This is a genomic window from Anaeromyxobacter soli (genome assembly GCF_022808855.1).
In the GTDB taxonomy this organism is placed as follows: domain Bacteria; phylum Myxococcota; class Myxococcia; order Myxococcales; family Anaeromyxobacteraceae; genus Anaeromyxobacter; species Anaeromyxobacter soli.
The window spans coordinates 1-15,082 of record NZ_JAKZLF010000027.1 but is presented as its reverse complement, the minus strand read 5'-3'; the positions used below and the strand labels follow the sequence as shown (position 1 = coordinate 15,082).

Annotated in this window: 13 protein-coding genes and 1 other RNA gene; 6 read left to right on the top strand and 8 right to left on the bottom strand. The window is 74.3% G+C overall.

Annotation, left to right across the window (positions count from 1 at the left end):
• Nucleotides 1-2: 2 nt before the first annotated feature.
• From MLV88_RS17130 to MLV88_RS17110, 5 genes are all read right to left on the bottom strand, one after another.
• The gene (locus MLV88_RS17130; protein ID WP_243338096.1) at nt 3-590 is read right to left on the bottom strand and encodes a phosphatidylglycerophosphatase A family protein; all 588 of its coding nucleotides are present in this window, start codon (nt 588-590) and stop codon (nt 3-5) included.
• 3 nt (nt 591-593) lie between these two features.
• Complete coding sequence (gene pssA / locus MLV88_RS17125; protein WP_242341228.1) at nt 594-1,448, bottom strand: CDP-diacylglycerol--serine O-phosphatidyltransferase; 855 nt, start codon at nt 1,446-1,448, stop codon at nt 594-596.
• A 143-nt stretch (nt 1,449-1,591) separates the two neighbouring features.
• A complete protein-coding gene (locus MLV88_RS17120) occupies nt 1,592-2,641 on the bottom strand; it encodes a hypothetical protein (RefSeq protein WP_243338095.1) in 1,050 nt (349 codons plus the stop codon).
• A 160-nt stretch (nt 2,642-2,801) separates the two neighbouring features.
• Nucleotides 2,802-3,788, bottom strand: coding sequence for a M23 family metallopeptidase (locus MLV88_RS24680; protein WP_242338582.1), 987 nt, complete (start codon nt 3,786-3,788; stop codon nt 2,802-2,804).
• Between the two features lie 50 nt (nt 3,789-3,838).
• Entirely contained in the window at nt 3,839-4,870 is a 1,032-nt protein-coding gene (locus tag MLV88_RS17110; protein WP_243338094.1) for a threonine aldolase family protein, read from the bottom strand.
• A gap of 242 nt (nt 4,871-5,112) precedes the next feature.
• Between MLV88_RS17110 and nth the strand changes: the two genes are divergently transcribed.
• Nucleotides 5,113-5,793: an endonuclease III gene (gene nth, locus MLV88_RS17105; RefSeq protein WP_243338092.1), complete on the top strand. Its 681-nt coding sequence runs from the start codon at nt 5,113-5,115 to the stop codon at nt 5,791-5,793.
• 31 nt (nt 5,794-5,824) lie between these two features.
• Here nth and MLV88_RS17100 read toward each other — a convergent pair whose 3' ends face one another.
• Nucleotides 5,825-6,499 carry a PadR family transcriptional regulator gene (locus MLV88_RS17100; RefSeq protein ID WP_243338090.1) on the bottom strand — a complete coding sequence of 225 codons (675 nt, stop codon included), beginning with the start codon at nt 6,497-6,499 and terminating at the stop codon, nt 5,825-5,827.
• A 186-nt stretch (nt 6,500-6,685) separates the two neighbouring features.
• Here MLV88_RS17100 and rnpB point away from each other — a divergent pair.
• The 3 genes from rnpB to MLV88_RS17085 all read left to right on the top strand — a co-directional run bounded on the left by rnpB (nt 6,686) and on the right by MLV88_RS17085 (nt 8,773).
• An RNA gene (gene rnpB, locus MLV88_RS17095) (RNase P RNA component class A) lies at nt 6,686-7,065 on the top strand.
• Between the two features lie 652 nt (nt 7,066-7,717).
• The gene (locus MLV88_RS17090) at nt 7,718-8,479 is read left to right on the top strand and encodes an endo alpha-1,4 polygalactosaminidase (RefSeq protein ID WP_243338088.1); all 762 of its coding nucleotides are present in this window, start codon (nt 7,718-7,720) and stop codon (nt 8,477-8,479) included.
• 147 nt (nt 8,480-8,626) lie between these two features.
• Nucleotides 8,627-8,773 carry a hypothetical protein gene (locus MLV88_RS17085; protein WP_242338573.1) on the top strand — a complete coding sequence of 49 codons (147 nt, stop codon included), beginning with the start codon at nt 8,627-8,629 and terminating at the stop codon, nt 8,771-8,773.
• A gap of 32 nt (nt 8,774-8,805) precedes the next feature.
• Here MLV88_RS17085 and MLV88_RS17080 read toward each other — a convergent pair whose 3' ends face one another.
• Entirely contained in the window at nt 8,806-10,629 is a 1,824-nt protein-coding gene (locus MLV88_RS17080; protein WP_243338087.1) for a glycosyltransferase family 39 protein, read from the bottom strand.
• A 36-nt stretch (nt 10,630-10,665) separates the two neighbouring features.
• Nucleotides 10,666-12,597, bottom strand: coding sequence for a propionate catabolism operon regulatory protein PrpR (prpR, locus tag MLV88_RS17075; protein ID WP_243338085.1), 1,932 nt, complete (start codon nt 12,595-12,597; stop codon nt 10,666-10,668).
• 232 nt (nt 12,598-12,829) lie between these two features.
• Here prpR and sucC point away from each other — a divergent pair, with 232 nt between their 5' ends.
• Both sucC and sucD read left to right on the top strand, forming a co-directional pair.
• Nucleotides 12,830-13,996, top strand: coding sequence for an ADP-forming succinate--CoA ligase subunit beta (gene sucC / locus MLV88_RS17070; protein ID WP_243338083.1), 1,167 nt, complete (start codon nt 12,830-12,832; stop codon nt 13,994-13,996).
• A gap of 34 nt (nt 13,997-14,030) precedes the next feature.
• Nucleotides 14,031-15,020 (top strand): succinate--CoA ligase subunit alpha, encoded by a 990-nt coding sequence (gene sucD / locus MLV88_RS17065; RefSeq protein ID WP_243338081.1) that lies wholly within the window; start codon nt 14,031-14,033, stop codon nt 15,018-15,020.
• The last annotated feature ends 62 nt before the right edge of the window (nt 15,021-15,082 follow it).

The window sequence follows — 15,082 nt, the reverse complement described above, 5'->3', positions numbered from 1 at the left end:
CGCTACGACCCGAGCGGCGCGCACCACCAGCCAGCGCCGCCGCAGCCGGCGACGGCGCGCAGCGCGAGCGCGACGAGCTGGAGCGCGGCCCAGGCGAAGACGCCCGCCGCCACGTCGTCCATGACGACCCCGAACCCGTTCTTCACGCGGTCGAACGCCGAGGCCGGCCAGGGCTTCAGCACGTCGAACACGCGGAAGAAGAGGAAGCCGAGGAGCGCCGCCGGCCAGGAGAAGGGGACGAGGGCGACCGTGACGAGGTAGCCCGCCACCTCGTCGATGACGATGGGCGACGCGTCGGCCACCCCCCAGTACGCGCCGGCGCGCTGCGCGGCGTAGGCGCCGAGCGCCACGAGCGCGGCGACCGTCACGAGGTACAGGGACGGGGAGAGCCGCGAGAGCGCCCAGTACACGGGGATCGCGCCGAGGGTGCCGAAGGTGCCGGGCGCGACGGGGGCGTAGCCGCACGGACCCCACGCGGCGAGGAGCACCCAGGCGTCGGGTCGCGCGGTCGGGCGCGCCGTGCGGCGGAGGCCCCGGGCGCGGAGCCGCGAGAGGAGGTCAGGGCTGGCGGGCGACGGCGAGCCGGTCACGCGCTAGATGTACTCGTCCTGCTGCGGCTTGTCCTCGACGTCCTCGGGCTCCGGCTCGAGCGCCTCGTCCGCCTCGAGCTCGGCGCGGATGGCGGGCGGGAGCGAGGCCTTGTCGGGCGCGGGCCGCGCGCGGGCGAGGAGCGCCTCGGCGAGGCCGAGCGCGATGTAGGCGGCCATGTAGACCACGAGGACGAACGAGGCGCGGGTCGCCATGCCGACCCCGACGCCCGCGAGGGTGAAGAAGGCGAAGATCGTGAGGCTGCGCGCCGAGAGGTGGACGTCCTTGAAGGTGCGGTATCGGACGGTCGACACCATGAGGAACGCGAGCAGGCCGACGACGAGCGCGATCGGGACGCGGGTCGCCGGGTCGGTGGTCGTGGCGAAGTGCCGGTAGTGGGCGATGACGAGCGAGACGATCGTCCCGGCGGCGAGCGGGATGGGCAGGCCCACGAAGAAGCGCGAGGAGCCCTTGTCGCCGCGCTGCGCGAGGACGTTGAAGCGCGCGAGGCGGAGCGCGCCGCAGGCGGCGAACGCGAAGGACACGAAGAAGCCGAGGAAGCCGAGCGGCGCGAGCGCCCACTTGTAGACGAGCAGCGCCGGCGCCGCGCCGAAGGAGATGACGTCGGCGAGGCTGTCGAGCTGCACGCCGAAGTCGGACTGGGTCTTCGTCATGCGCGCGACGCGGCCGTCGAACGCGTCGAAGAACATCGCGAAGAAGATGGCGAGCGCCGCCTGGTAGAGCTGGAGCGGCGTGGCCTCGCCGGCGCAGAGCGTGAGCGCGTAGAAGCCGAGGAGGATCGAGCTCACCGTGAACAGGTTCGGGAGCACGAACATCGCCTTGCGCAGGTTGATCTGCATTTCCGCGCCACCCTCCTAAGGTCGCCGGCCTCGGCGCAGTGCCGGTGACTCGGGCCGGGCGCAGGACCACGCGCCCGCCCCCTCGACCGGCGACGGCAGAGGCTGTCACGGGCGGGTTTTTTTGTCGAGACGGACGCCTCGCGTCAAGGAGACCCGCCGCACGGGGTCCGCGCGCGCTCCCCCTCCCCGAGCACCAGGCGGGCGCCGCTCCCGCAGTCCACCCAGAACACCGGGTCCGCCCACCAGCGGTTCATCCGCGCGGTCGCCCGCGACCCCCCCGCGAGCGCGAGCGCGGGTCCGTGCCCGGTCACGAGGTTGCCGTCCAGCACCGCCGTGGCGCCGTCGAGGAGGATGATCCCGCCTGCGGCGCCTCCCGACGCGTCCACGCTCGACAGGCGTACCTCGCCGCCCGACGCCTCGACGGCCGCGCCGCCGCAGCGCAGGAGGGTGCTCGCGGAGAGCGCGAGCGAGCCGCGGCGCACCTGCACGCACGCCCCCGGGATGCCCTGCTCCTCGCTCACTCCCGCGACGACCACCGCCGCTCCCTCCACCCGGCCTCCCGGCGCGATGGCGATGCCGGCCGGTCCGGGGGAGCGGATGACCACGCCCTCGAGGTGTGCGGCGCCGCCCGCGACGGCGAGGCCCGCCTCGCGCGAGGGCCCGTCGATGGCGAGGTGGCGGAGCGTGGCGGTGCCGCCGTGGACCGTCGCGCCGGAGAGGGCGCCGTGGAGGTGCCCGCCCACGAGGTTGGCCTCGCCGCGCTCCACGACGAGGCCGACGTCCCCGTCGAGCGCGAGGTCCGCGCCGTCGAGCGCGCCGCCGGAGACGCGCGCGCCGCAGCCGCCCCCCACCGCGCGCAGGTCGCGCGCCCGCAGCGTGCCGGCGGAGACGCGCACGGCGCAGCGCGGCGCGCCGGCCTCGAGAGCAATCGCCGCGACCTCGGCGGCGCCGGGGGTGGAGGCGGTGAGCGCGTCCTCGCCTTCCGGCGCGACGACGCGCGTGCGACCCGCGCCGGCGCCCTCGAGCCGGACGCCGGCGGGCAGGTCGATGCTGCCGCGGTGCTCGCCGGCGGCGAGCCGCACCACGTCGCCCGGGCGGGCCCGCGCGAGCGCGGCGGCGAGATCGGCGCCGGCCGGGACGTCGAGGGTCGCCGCGAGCGCGAGCGGGAGGGAGACCGCCAGGAACGCCGGCATCGGGACTCCATGTGAAGGCGGGGAGATTTGACCCCGCGTGCCCCTCATTGATACACGAGAGCGTCATCCGCCGCGCCCCGGTGGAGCAAGGTCCTCGGGGGAGGGTGTGGGAACCGGGCGCCCCGCGCGCAGCTCGCGGGGCGCTCGCTTTTTGGCTCCGTCAGCGGCGGGCCGCGGGGTGGCCGAAGCCGGCGCCCGACGCGGGGACGACCCCGAGCCACGCGAGCGGATCCGACGGCTCGCCGCCGCGCCAGACCTCGAAGTGCAGGTGCGGTCCGGTCGCGCGGCCGGTCCGGCCGACCACGCCGAGCGGTCCCCCCGGCTCGACCGCGTCGCCCGGCGCGCACAGCAGGGCGGCGAGGTGGCCGTACCGCGTCGTGAGCCCGCCGGCGTGGTGGACCTCCACCATGAGGCCGTAGCCGCCCATCCACCCGGCGCGCACCACGAACCCCTTCGCCGCGGCGGCGACGACGCGGCCGGCGTCGGCGGCGAGATCGACGCCGAAGTGCATCCGGCGCTGGCCGTCCAGGGGGTGCGTGCGCATCCCGAAGACGCTCGAGATGCCGGCCTGCTCCACCGGCCAGCGCAGGAGCGGCGGCCTCGTGCGCGCGAACAGGCCGAGGCCGAGCGCGCGGGCGGTGGCGATGCGGGTGCCGAAGCGCGCCGCACGCGAGGCCACCAGCGCGGCGAGGTCTCGGGGCGGCGGGCCGTAGTGGCGCACGTCGTAGTCCCACTCCGCCTCGACGGTGACGCGCGCGCGCACGAGCTCGAGGAGCGGCGTCTGGGGCAGCGCCCGGCCGAGGTACGCGTCGAGCTCCGCCACGAGCCCCCGCCACGCGCGGTCCGCGTCCTCGGGGAAGCCGCGGCCCGCGGGGCGCGTCGCGCGGCGATCGCGCGCCTGGGCTGCGAAGCGGAGCAGCGTGCCGTCGATGGGCGGACCCTCGGGCGCCTCGCTCGCGATGGACTCGGGCGCGGGGACGTCCACGGGCGGCGGGGGCGGCTCCTCCGGCTCCTGCGCGCTCCCGGCGTCGTCGCCCCCCGGCCGGCCGGCCGTGAAGCCTGCGTCCGCGAACGTCATCTTCCGCGCGGGCGCGCGGCCACATGCGAGCGCGGCGGCGACGAGGGCGATCGCGAGGGCGCGGAGCACGCGCCGCGGATGCTACCACGCGCCCTCCCGCGCCTCGCCTTCGCGGCCCGTCACGCGCCGCGCAGCACGCGGCCGATGCGGACGAGCGCCTCGTCCACGTCGGCGCGCGAGACGTCCATGTGCGTGACGAGGCGCAGCAGGTCGGGCCGCGAGCCCTCCGGGTTCGCGAGGACGCCCTCGCGCGCGAGGCGCGCGGAGAGCTCGGCGGCGCTCCGGCCGGTGAAGGCGACGAAGACGAGGTTCGTCTCGACCGGCAGGGGCAAGAGCCCGCCGAGCTCCGTGAGGCCGTCCGCGAGGTGGCGGGCGTTCGCGTGATCCTCGGGGAGCCGCGCGCGGTGGTGGCGGAGCGCGTGCAGCCCGGCCGCGGCGAGGATCCCGGCCTGGCGCATCCCGCCGCCGAGCCGCTTCCGCAGCCGGCGCGCCTCGGCGACGAGCTCGCGCGCGCCGGCCACGAGCGACCCCGCGGGCGCGCCGAGCCCCTTCGAGAGGCACACCGAGACGGTGGTCGCCTCGCGCGCGTAGTCCGCCGGCGCGACCCCGGTCGCGGCGCACGCGTTCCACAGGCGCGCGCCGTCGAGGTGCAGGGAGAGCCCGCGCGCGCGGGCGAGCTCGCCGAGGGCGCGCACGCGCTCGAGCGGGTAGATCGCGCCGCCGCCGCGGTTGTGCGTGTTCTCGAGGGCGACGACGCGGGTGCGGGGGTAGACGTCGCCGGCGGGCCGGATCGCCGCCTCGACCGCGGCCGGCTCGAGGAGCCCGCGCTCCGCCGCGATCGTCCGCGCCTGGACGCCCCACAGCGCCGCGAGCGCGCCGCTCTCGAACGAGATGCAGTGGGCGCCCGCGTCGCAGACGATCTCGTCGCCGGGCCGGGTGAGGACGCCGAGCGAGACCTGGTTCGCCATCGTGCCGGAGGGGACGAAGAGCGCCGCCTTCTTGCCGAGGAGCCCCGCGACCTCCTCCTGGAGGAGGTTCACGGTGGGATCCTCGCCGTAGACGTCGTCGCCGACGTCGGCGCGGGCCATCGCCTCGCGCATGGCGGGGGTCGGCCGGGTGACGGTATCGGACCGGAGATCGATGGGGGTCATGGGCAGGGGAGCCTAACTCCGGCGCCGCGAGGAGGCGGGTTTTTCGGGATCGCGTTCCGGCTCACCGCGCCCCGAGCGCTCGGTGGAGGCGGGAGCGCGCCCCGCCAGGCGGGCGAGCCGCCGGAACCAGACGGGCTCGTGCTGGAAGCCGGGAGGCGGCTCATCCAGCGCCGTGGGCCACGCCTCGCCCGGTGCCGGCGCGGCGCCGCGACCATCGCGGGCGGTGCTAGCATCCGCGCGCGATGCCGACACCCACGAGGAGGCGGCCCCCTGCCGCCGAGAAGCGCGCCCGCGCGGTGGAGATCGTCGACCGGCTGGCCCGCGCCATGCCCGACGTGCGCATCGCGCTCGAGTTCGGGAACGACCTCGAGCTGCTCGTCTCGGTGATCCTGTCGGCGCAGAGCACCGACGCAGGCGTGAACCGCGCGACGCCGGCGCTCTTCGCGCGCTACCGCACCGCGGCCGACTACGCCGCCGCCGCGCCCGAGGAGCTCTGGCCGTTCATCCGCAGCCTCGGGCTCTACCGGAACAAGGCGAAGGCGATCGTCGCCGCGATGGCGGCCATCGCCGCCGAGCACGGCGGGCGCGTGCCGCGGACGCGCGAGGCGCTCGAGGCGCTGCCGGGCGTCGGACGCAAGACCGCGGGCGTCGTGCTCGTGCACCTCGGCGCCGCGCACGCGTTCCCGGTGGACACGCACGTCGGCCGCGTGGCGCGGAGGCTCGGGCTCACCCGCCAGGCGGACCCGTCCAAGGTGGAGCAGGACCTCATGGCGCTCGTGCCGGAGGAGCGCTGGGGCGAGGCGCACCAGCTCTTCGTGTGGCACGGGCGGCGGACCTGCGACGCGCGGCGGCCGGCGTGCTCGCGCTGTCCGGTCGAGGAGCTGTGCCCGAAGCGCGGGGTGCCGGTGGCGATGCGCAGGTGACGCCGGTGGGCCAGCGACCTCGCCCGTGCGGTCACCGCCCGTGCTCGGGCGCGTCCTCCGCGAGGATCCGGTAGAGGGCGCGGCGCGCGTCCTGGAGCACCTTGCGCGCCTCGGCGACGTGGGCGGGAGTTCCGGCGTGGGCCACCTGCGCCGCGGCCACGCCGACCTGATGGGCGAGGCCGAGGAGCTCGGGGAGATCCTCGCCGGCGGCGGCGCGCGCGGCCTCCCACGGCGCCGAGACGTCCTCGGCGTGCTCCTTCACGTACGCCCGGCCGTGCTCCGTGAGCTGGAAGACGCGACCTCCGCCGCTCTCCTCCGCCTTCACGAGGTCCTCGTCCTGGAGCAGCTGGAGCGCCGGGTAAACGGAGCCCGGGCTCGGACGCCACACCCCGCCGCTGCGCTGCTCCAGCTCCTGCATGATCTGGTAGCCGTTGCGGGGCTGCTCCGAGAGGAGCGCGAGGATGGCGGCGCGCACGTCGCCGCGCCGGGTCTTCCGGCCGCGGAAGAAGAAGGACCAGGGGTTCCCGCCGAACGGATTCCCGCCCCACGGGTTGTCGCCGCCGCCCGGCCCCGGGCCGTCGCCGCCGTGCCCGTGATGGCCGCCGCGATGGCGGTGGTGCCGGCCGCGGCCTCCGCCGGCGAAGCAGGCCTCGGGATCGTGGTGGAACCGCCGGAACGACCATGGACCGAACATGAGCGCCTCCATTCGAGCGACAGCTCGTCGTGTGTCGTCGATATATCGGAGACATTCGGCAGCCGTCAAGCCCCGCTGGTGCGGCGAGCTCGAGGGCCAGGTTCGAGCGGGCGGCGGTCCCCGCCCGCTCGTCCGCCGCACCGCCGCGCGGGGGCTCGCGTTGCCGCCACCCATCTCGCGTGTTACACGGGTCTCGCTGGAGCCGCTCGGGCGAACGCGTCGGCCTCGCAGGAACGGGGGCCGCCGAGGAAAGTCCGAGCACCACAGGGCAGGGTGCCGGTTAACGACCGGTCGGGGCGACCCGCAGGAAAGTGCCACAGAGAACAGACCGCCGAACGGCGCCGCGAGGCGTGCGTGGCAAGGGTGAAACGGTGCGGTAAGAGCGCACCGCGCGCCGGGTGACCGGCGCGGCATGGCAAACCCCACCCGGTGCAAGGGCAAATAGGGAGGCGACTGGCCCGGTCTTCGCCTCCGGGTATGGCCCGCTGGAGGCGCGCGGCAACGCGCGTCCTAGAGGAATGTTCGCCGCCGCGGGGAGACCCGCGGGACAGAACTCGGCTTACAGGGCGGCTCCGGCATTTTCTTTCCGATGGACGGCGTCGAGGGGGATCTGCCGGATTGCTCCGGCGTCCCCTCCGTAGAGCCTCGGCGGCCATTCGTTCCCACACGCGCAGCCCGCGCTCGACCTTCATTCCGAGCGCTCGCTCGAAGCCTCGGGCGCGCGGGTACCCGAAATGACCAGGGGCGTGACGGCGCCCGCGGTGAGGGTGCGGCTCCGGGCGCATGCTCGCTCGCGCGCCCAGGCGCGAACCGTGCAGCTCTTTCTCAGTCCCAGCTGAAAAATAACGAGCGACCGAGCTGCATGTGGGCATCGGGCTGCCAAGTGCGCTCCAGTAGGCAAACGGGGGCATACGGATCACCGGCCCCTTCCTCTGCTCACCGTTGACTACCTGTCCCCAGGAAATGCGGTCGGTGGGCCTCCCGTTCTCGCCGCGGAACAAGGAACGGAAGGAGCCCACACTGATTCGCAAGGAACGCCTCACCGCAGCGCTCTCCCTCGCCTCGCTCATCTCGCTCGCCACGGCCTGCGGTGGTGGCGGTGGCGGCGCCCCCTCGTCGTGCGGCGGCACCGCTGCCCCGTGCGAGACCACCGCGGCCGCCGACGCCGGCGCTCCTGGCGACGGCCGCGCTCAGAGCGCGGTCACGAAGTTTCGCGGCGACGACTCGCCGATGCCGTCGTTCGGAGGCTGGGCCCGCGGCGGGTTGCCGGCCGAGGCGGTCGCGCGGGCGGGCTTCGAGTGGTTCGAGACCGGCTACCCGGGCGACACGCAGACGAACGAGATCCTCGCGAACGCGGGGGTGCGCCCGTTCGCGTACGTCAACCTGGCCGAGCTGGCCGGTCAGCTGCGCGCCGCGTCCGGCTACAGCGGCGACATCCTGCGGACGAACGGCGACTGGGGACTGGAGCTCGTCGACGTGACGCATCCCTCGTGGCAGGACTGGCTCGTCCGGCGTGCAGACGAGGCGTATCGCACGGGCTCTCGCGGCATCAAGTGGGACGCGGCCACCCCCGACGTGCCGCCCGGCAAGACGCGCGCGGACGTGAACGACGCCATCGCCTCGGTGATGCAGCGGATCCTCGACCAGCATCCGGACATGAAGTTCATCTTCAACCAGGGGTTCGAGTTCGCGCTCGCGTATCCGCAGTACGTCCACGGGATGGAGACCGAAGGCCTCTTCTCCACCTCGAGCTACCCCGCCGCGTATCTCCGGCCGTGGGAGGACCCGTGGTACTGGGGGCCGCAGTTCCAGCAGATGAAGGCGCTGAAGGAGCGCGGCGTCCCGGTCTTCGTCGCGGAGTACGCCGATCCGTCCAGCGACCGGGCGCGCGAGCTGTACGACGCCATCTCGGCGCAGGGCTTCGTCCCGTACATCACGAGCGAGTCCTGGGACATCCGCGGCTGGGGCTACAACGTGAAGCCGGGCTGGTGAGCCTCGGCGCCGCCTCGCCGGCGGAGCCGGACGGCCTGCGCCAGGACGCCGCGTTTCACGCGGGCCCGCCGAGGGGTACGCTCGCCGCGTGAGCGCCCCTTTCACTGCCGGCGTCGTCGTGCTTCGCCCCTGCGGCGGGAGCGTGGCATGACCGAGGACGGCGAGCCGCGCGGGCCGATCTGGGTCCTGTTCGTCATCGTGATCGCCCTGGGCATCTGGTACGCCTCGCATCCGGGCGAGCCGCCCGAGCGCGAGGAGGCGCAGCGGCTCGCCCACGAGAGCGCGTCTCCGTGACCGGCGGGGCGCGCGCCGCCCTCGCGTAAAGGCTACGGACCCGCGCGCGCGGAGCGCGACGGCAAAGTCCGCGCCAGGAGCATCATCCCGTACTGGTCGGGGTTGAAGGGCGAGCCGCCGACGACCGTCAGGGGAGCGTAGTTCTGGCGGAGCCACTGCAAGGTGTCGCCCGCGTAATCGATCCCGAAGGTCCGGGCGCCATGCTCCGACGCGTCGCGCGACACGACGAGCACGAGGTCCGGCGGAGCGTGGCGTAGCGCCTCGAGCATCGCCGCCTCCCCGAAAGCGGCGATCGCGTCCGGCAGGTACGTCAGGTACGGCAACGGGCTGCTGTGATGGGTGAGGAAGTTGATCATCACGCCCTCGGGGATCACCGCGAGCGTGTCGCCGGGGGCGGCGCGTTGCTCGATCCGCCGCACCATCTCGGCCACGAAGAGGCCGCGGTCGTCCGCGACGAAGGCGCTCGCGCCCGTGCCGACCTGGACCTTCTTCGTGGCGAACAGGTTCGACGCCCGCTGGACGTACGCGAGGGCGATCACGGCGAGGAACCCCGTCGCCACGCCGCGGAACACGCCGCCACGCAGTCCTCGGCTCTCGAGGAGCTTCGGGGCTGACCAGGTGAACCAGACGATGACGAGCAGCGACGCCGGCATCGCGAGGGCGAACCCGTAGTGGATGATGCGGGCGTTCAGGAGCATCTTCCCGAGCAGCGCGAGCGCGAACGTCGCGAGCGCGAGGCCGAGGGACGCCGCGCCCGTCAGCGCCTCGCCGCGCGGACCCTTGAACGCCCGCCAGGCGTACGCCGCGGCGCCGGAGAGGACGAACACCGGCAACGGCCGGGCGACGTCGAGCCAGTGCCACGGCGGCACGAGCGAGGTGAGCCCGGCGACGGTGAGCGCGAACGCGCCGACGCTCCACACGAAGGATGACAGGCGCAGCCGGTGAGCCGCCAGCGCCGCGGCCACCCCGAGCCCGGCGACGAGCACGTACCCACCGGCCCAGCGCGCGAGGGTAGCGAGGTTCACGGCGGGCGCGTCGAGCCCGACGCCTGCGAGGTAGAAGGGGGTCTTCGTGAGCGGCGTCGCCATGAGGGCCCATGGCGCGAGCGTCACGTGCAGCGCGTCCCACGGGGGCAGCTTCAGCAGCAGCAGCGCAAACGCGACCACGGGCGGAACGCACGCAGCGCCGAGCAGCACGGCGAGCGCAGGAAAGGCTCGGCGGGTGCTCCGGACTTCTCTCGCGAACGCCAGCCAGCTGACGCCCACCGCGGCCACGCACGCGACGAAGAGCTCGGGCTTGGTCAGGAAGGCGAGCCCGACCGCGATCCCCGCGGCGCCGAGGTGGCGCCGATCCCCTCCCGTCGCGAACCGGTGGAACAGCCAGATCGCGAGGAGCGACAGCATGAGCCCGTGCGTCACGCCGTGCGAGTACGGCGTCACGTAGTTGTAGTTGCCGATCCCGACGTACTGGCCGAACCCGAAGATCGACAGGAACGCGACGCACGCGAGGGTCGCGGTGGAGCGATCCGAGAGGGCGCGGATCAGCGAGTAGAGCAGCCACGTCAACAGCGCGAGCAGCAGGAGATTGAACACGACGAGCGCGCGAAGCTCGGGGCCGAAGATCCGGAAGACGGCGGCATTCACATAAGGTGGAAGGGGACCGGTCGCGCCCCACTGGATGTCCCGGCCGAGCGCCTGCCCCTCGCTGAGCCGCCACGCCGCGTAGAGCTCGTGGCCGAAGTCCACGAGGACGTCCGGCCACTTTCCCCAGCTGAGCGCCAGCATCCCGAGGAAAGTGGCCGCGATGGTCGCGCCCGGTGCCCAGCGGAGAAGCACGCGCCCGATGCCCGAGTTCATGGCGGCGGACTATAGCCCACGGGAATGGGGAGGTCCTCAGCTCGGCGTCCTCAGCTTCCGGTAGAGCGTGGAGCGCCCCACCCCGAGCCGCTTCGCGGCCTCGTTCACGTTGCCGCCGCACTCGCCGATGACGCGCCGGATCACCGCCGTCTCCTGGGCCTCGCGCGCGCTGCGGAGATCGGCGTCCGGCGGCGCCTCCGGGAGCTGGAACAGCTCCGGGAGCACGGCGCGGAGCTCGTCCGGGCCGACGCGCGCGGGCGCCGCGGCCCGGTGCGCGTAGAGCACCGCCACGCGCTCGAGCACGTTCTCGAGCTCGCGGACGTTGCCCGGCCAGGCGTAGCCCTCCAGCCAGGGGAGGAGCAGCGCCAGCGCCCGCGGGAGCACGTCCGGCACGCCGTGGCGGGCGAGCCCGTCGCGCAGGAGCGCCTCCGCGATGGGTGCGACGTCGTCCTTCCGGGCCCGCAAGGGCGGCATGGGGATGGGGAGGATGTTGAGGCGGTAGTAGAGGTCCTCGCGAAACGCTCCCCGGGCGATCTCGCGCTTCAGATCCCGGTTCGTGGCGGCGACGACGCGGACGTCGATGGGGGTCGGGTCGTTGCTGCCGAGCCGCAGCACCTGGCGCTCCTGGAGCACGCGCAGGAGGCGGGTCTGCAGGGTGATGGGCACGTCGCCGACCTCGTCGAGGAAGATCGTCCCGGTGTGGGCGGCCTCGAACAGCCCGGCCCGCCCCCCGCGGCGCGAGCCGGTGAAGGCGCCCTCCTCGTAGCCGAACAGCTCCGACTCGAGCAGCGCCTCGGGGAAGGCGGCGCAGTTGATCGCGACGAACGGGTGGTCGCGCCGGCGGCCCGCGTTGTGGATCCCCTGCGCGACCATCTCCTTCCCGGTGCCGCTCTCGCCGGTGATGAGCACGGTCCCCTCCGTGCCGGCGTACTGCTCGGCGAGCGCCCTCACCGTGCGGATGGCGGCCGAGCTCCCGACGATCCCGGCGAGCTCGTAGCGGGCGATGAAGCGCCGCGGGCGGAGCTCGGAGCGGAGATCGCGATCGACGCGCAGGAGCGTCCTCGAGTCCTGGCAGGTGAGCACCGCGCCCGAGAGCACGCCGCGCTCGCGCACGGGGATGCGGCTCACGACCAGGCTGCGCGCGCCGAGCTTCTGGAAGGAGCGGAGCTCGGCCGCGCCCGTCTCGAGGACCCGGGAGAGGGAGAGCTCGGGCGCGACGCTCGAGAGGCGCTTGCCCAGGAGCTCCGCACCGCTCACCGCGAGCAGCCGCTCGAAGCCGGGGTTCACGATCGCGATGCGCTCGGTCGCGTCCACCGCGACGACGGCCTCGTCGATGTGATCGATGACGGCCGCGAGCTGCTCGCGCCGCCGGCGCTCCGCGCGCGCGACCTGGGCCATCTCGATCGCGCGCTCGATCGTCTCGCAGACGCACTCGAGCGAGTAGAGGAGGACCGACCTGAGGCCGGCGCGCTCGGCCTCGTCGCAGGCGGGGCCGGGGCCGACCACCACCTCGAACCCGTGCGCCGCGAGCTCCGCGACCGCGGCCCGGGCCTCCTCGGGGGTGACGTAGGAGCGCTGCTCGATCTGGACCCCGCGCAGGAGGTCCTTCCAGCGCTCGAGGCCGGGGAGCACGCGGCGGTGGTTCACGATGCCCACGCGGCGGCCGAGCGTGCGCGCGTGCGCGAGCGCCTGCAGCGCGTCGGTGGTCGAGACGTCCACGAGCGCGACCGGCACCGGGGCGTGGTCGCGCAGGTAGGCGCCGTTCGAGCCGGCGGCGACGAACGCGTCCACGCGCTCGTCCGCCTCGGTGAGGCTGCGCGCCGTCTCCAGCGCGCCCTCGAAGGAGAGGTCGAACACCCGCACCTCGGCGCGGTCGGCGTAGATCGGGGCGGCGCTCTCGAGCACGCGCCGCAGGCGGCTCGCGCTGAAGGCCCAGATGACCGGCTTCTCCTCGCTGCGGAAGGGCACGTGGCCTCCAGCGTCGCCGGGGTGCGCTCGCCGCGACGGAGAGCCGGATTCGGGACGCGGTGTCCCGAGAACGGTACGCGAGCAAAGGTCGCCACGCCAGCGGCGCCGCGTGCGGCGGAGGCGACCGGAGACATTCCAGGGGGTTGGAGGGAGGGGCCGAGGCATGCGCCCGATGGCGCAGCGATTGCTCTCGCATGCCCCAGGCGGCACGACAGCGAGAGGAGCCCCACCCGTGAGGATTCACGAGTACCAGGCGAAGGAGCTTCTGCGCGGCTTCGGGGTGACGGTGCTGCGAGGGAAGCTCGCGACGTCGCCGGCCGAGGCCGAGGAGGCAGCGAGCGCGCTCGCGACGCCCATCTGCGCGATCAAGGCGCAGATCCACGCGGGGGGCCGCGGCAAGGCCGGCGGCGTGAAGCTCGCGCGCTCCTCCGACGAGGCCCGCGATCACGCGGAGGCCATGCTCGGGATGGTGCTCGTCACCGCCCAGACCGGCCCCGCGGGCCAGCGGGTCCGGAAGATCTACGTGGAGGAGGGCTGCCGGATCGAGCGCGAGCTCTACCTCGGCATGACCGTCGACCGCGAGACGGGGCGCGTCACGGTCATGGCGTCCACCGAGGGTGGCGTCGAGATCGAGGAGGTCGCGCGGGTCCACCCCGAGAAGATCCTGCGCGCGGTGATCGATCCGCTGACCGGCCTCCAGGCGAACCAGGCGCGCAGCCTCGCGTTCGGCCTGGGCCTCCGCGGCGAGGCCGCGAGCCGGTTCGTCCAGCTCGCCGCCGGCCTGTACCGCGCCTACGCGGCGACGGACGCCTCGCTCGTGGAGGTGAACCCCCTCGTCGTCACGGCGGAGGGCGAGCTCGTCGCGCTCGACGCCAAGCTCGAGCTCGACGACAACGCGCTCCACCGCCACCCGGACCTCGCGGCGCTCCGCGACCCCGACGAGGAGCAGGCGCGCGAGCTCGAGGCGAAGGAGCACGATCTGTCCTACGTCGCGCTCGAGGGCGACATCGCCTGCATGGTGAACGGCGCCGGGCTGGCCATGGGCACGATGGACATGATCCAGCTCGCGGGCGGCCGGCCGGCGAACTTCCTCGACGTGGGCGGCGGCGCGACCGAGGCGAAGGTCGCCGCGGCGTTCAAGATCCTGCTCGCTGACCCGGCCGTCCGGGTGGTCCTCGTCAACATCTTCGGCGGGATCATGAAGTGCGACGTCATCGCGAAGGGCATCCTCGCGGCGGCGCGGCAGGTCGGGCTCTCGGTCCCGCTCGTGGTGCGGCTCGAGGGCACCAACGTCGAGCTCGGGAAGAGCCTCCTCGCGCAGAGCGACCTCGAGATCATCCCTGCAGACGACCTCGCCGACGCGGCCCGCAAGGCGGTCGCGGCGGCGCGGGCGGCGTGACGCGGCACCCAGCACTCATCGAGCGGGAGGAATCGTGAGCATCTTCGTCGACAGGAACACGAAGGTCCTGGTGCAGGGGATCACGGGCGCCGCGGGCAGCTTCCACGCCGAGCAGATGCTCGGCTACGGGACGCGCGTCGTCGCCGGCGTCACGCCGGGGCGCGGCGGCACGCGGTTCGAGCAGCGCGTCCCGATCTTCGACACGGTCGCGGACGCGGTGCGCGAGACCGGCGCGAACGCGAGCGTCATCTTCGTCCCGCCGCCGTTCGCGGCCGACGCGATCATGGAGGCCGCCGGCGCGGGCGTGCCGCTCGTCACCGCCATCACCGAGGGGATCCCGGTCCTCGACATGGTGACGGTGAAGCGGTTCCTGCAGGACCGCCCCGGGGTCCGGCTCCTCGGCCCGAACTGCCCCGGCGTGATCACGCCCGGGCAATGCAAGATCGGGATCATGCCCGGCCACATCCACCGGCCCGGTCCCATCGGCATCGTCTCGCGCTCGGGCACCCTCACCTACGAGGCCGTGAAGCAGCTCACGGATCTGGGCCTCGGTCAGTCGACCGCCGTCGGCATCGGGGGCGATCCGGTCAACGGCACCGACTTCGTGGACTGCCTCTCGCGCTTCGAGGCCGACCCGGAGACCGAGGCCATCGTCCTCATCGGCGAGATCGGCGGCTCCGGCGAGGAGTGGGCCGCGCGCTACATCGGAAAGAACGTGACGAAGCCCGTCGTCGGCTTCATCGCCGGGCGGAGCGCGCCCGCCGGGCGGCGGATGGGCCACGCGGGCGCGGTGATCTCGGGCTCGAGCGGGACCGCCGCGGCCAAGATCGCGGCGCTCCGCGAGGCGGGCGTGGTCGTCTGCGAGAGCCCCGCGGGGATCGGCGAGGCGGTGCGACACGTCCTCACGCGACGGAAGACGCGGAGCGCGAAGCGCGCGAGCGCGTCGCCCGGCCCTCGGCGGGCGCGGGCGACGGCGGCAGGCCGGCGCGCGGCGCGCCGCGATCAGGATTCCCCAGACCTCTAGCGCGGAGAACCGGGGATACCGGTGGGCGACACCCGGCTCGAGCGGAGCCGGGGCCGGGTGTC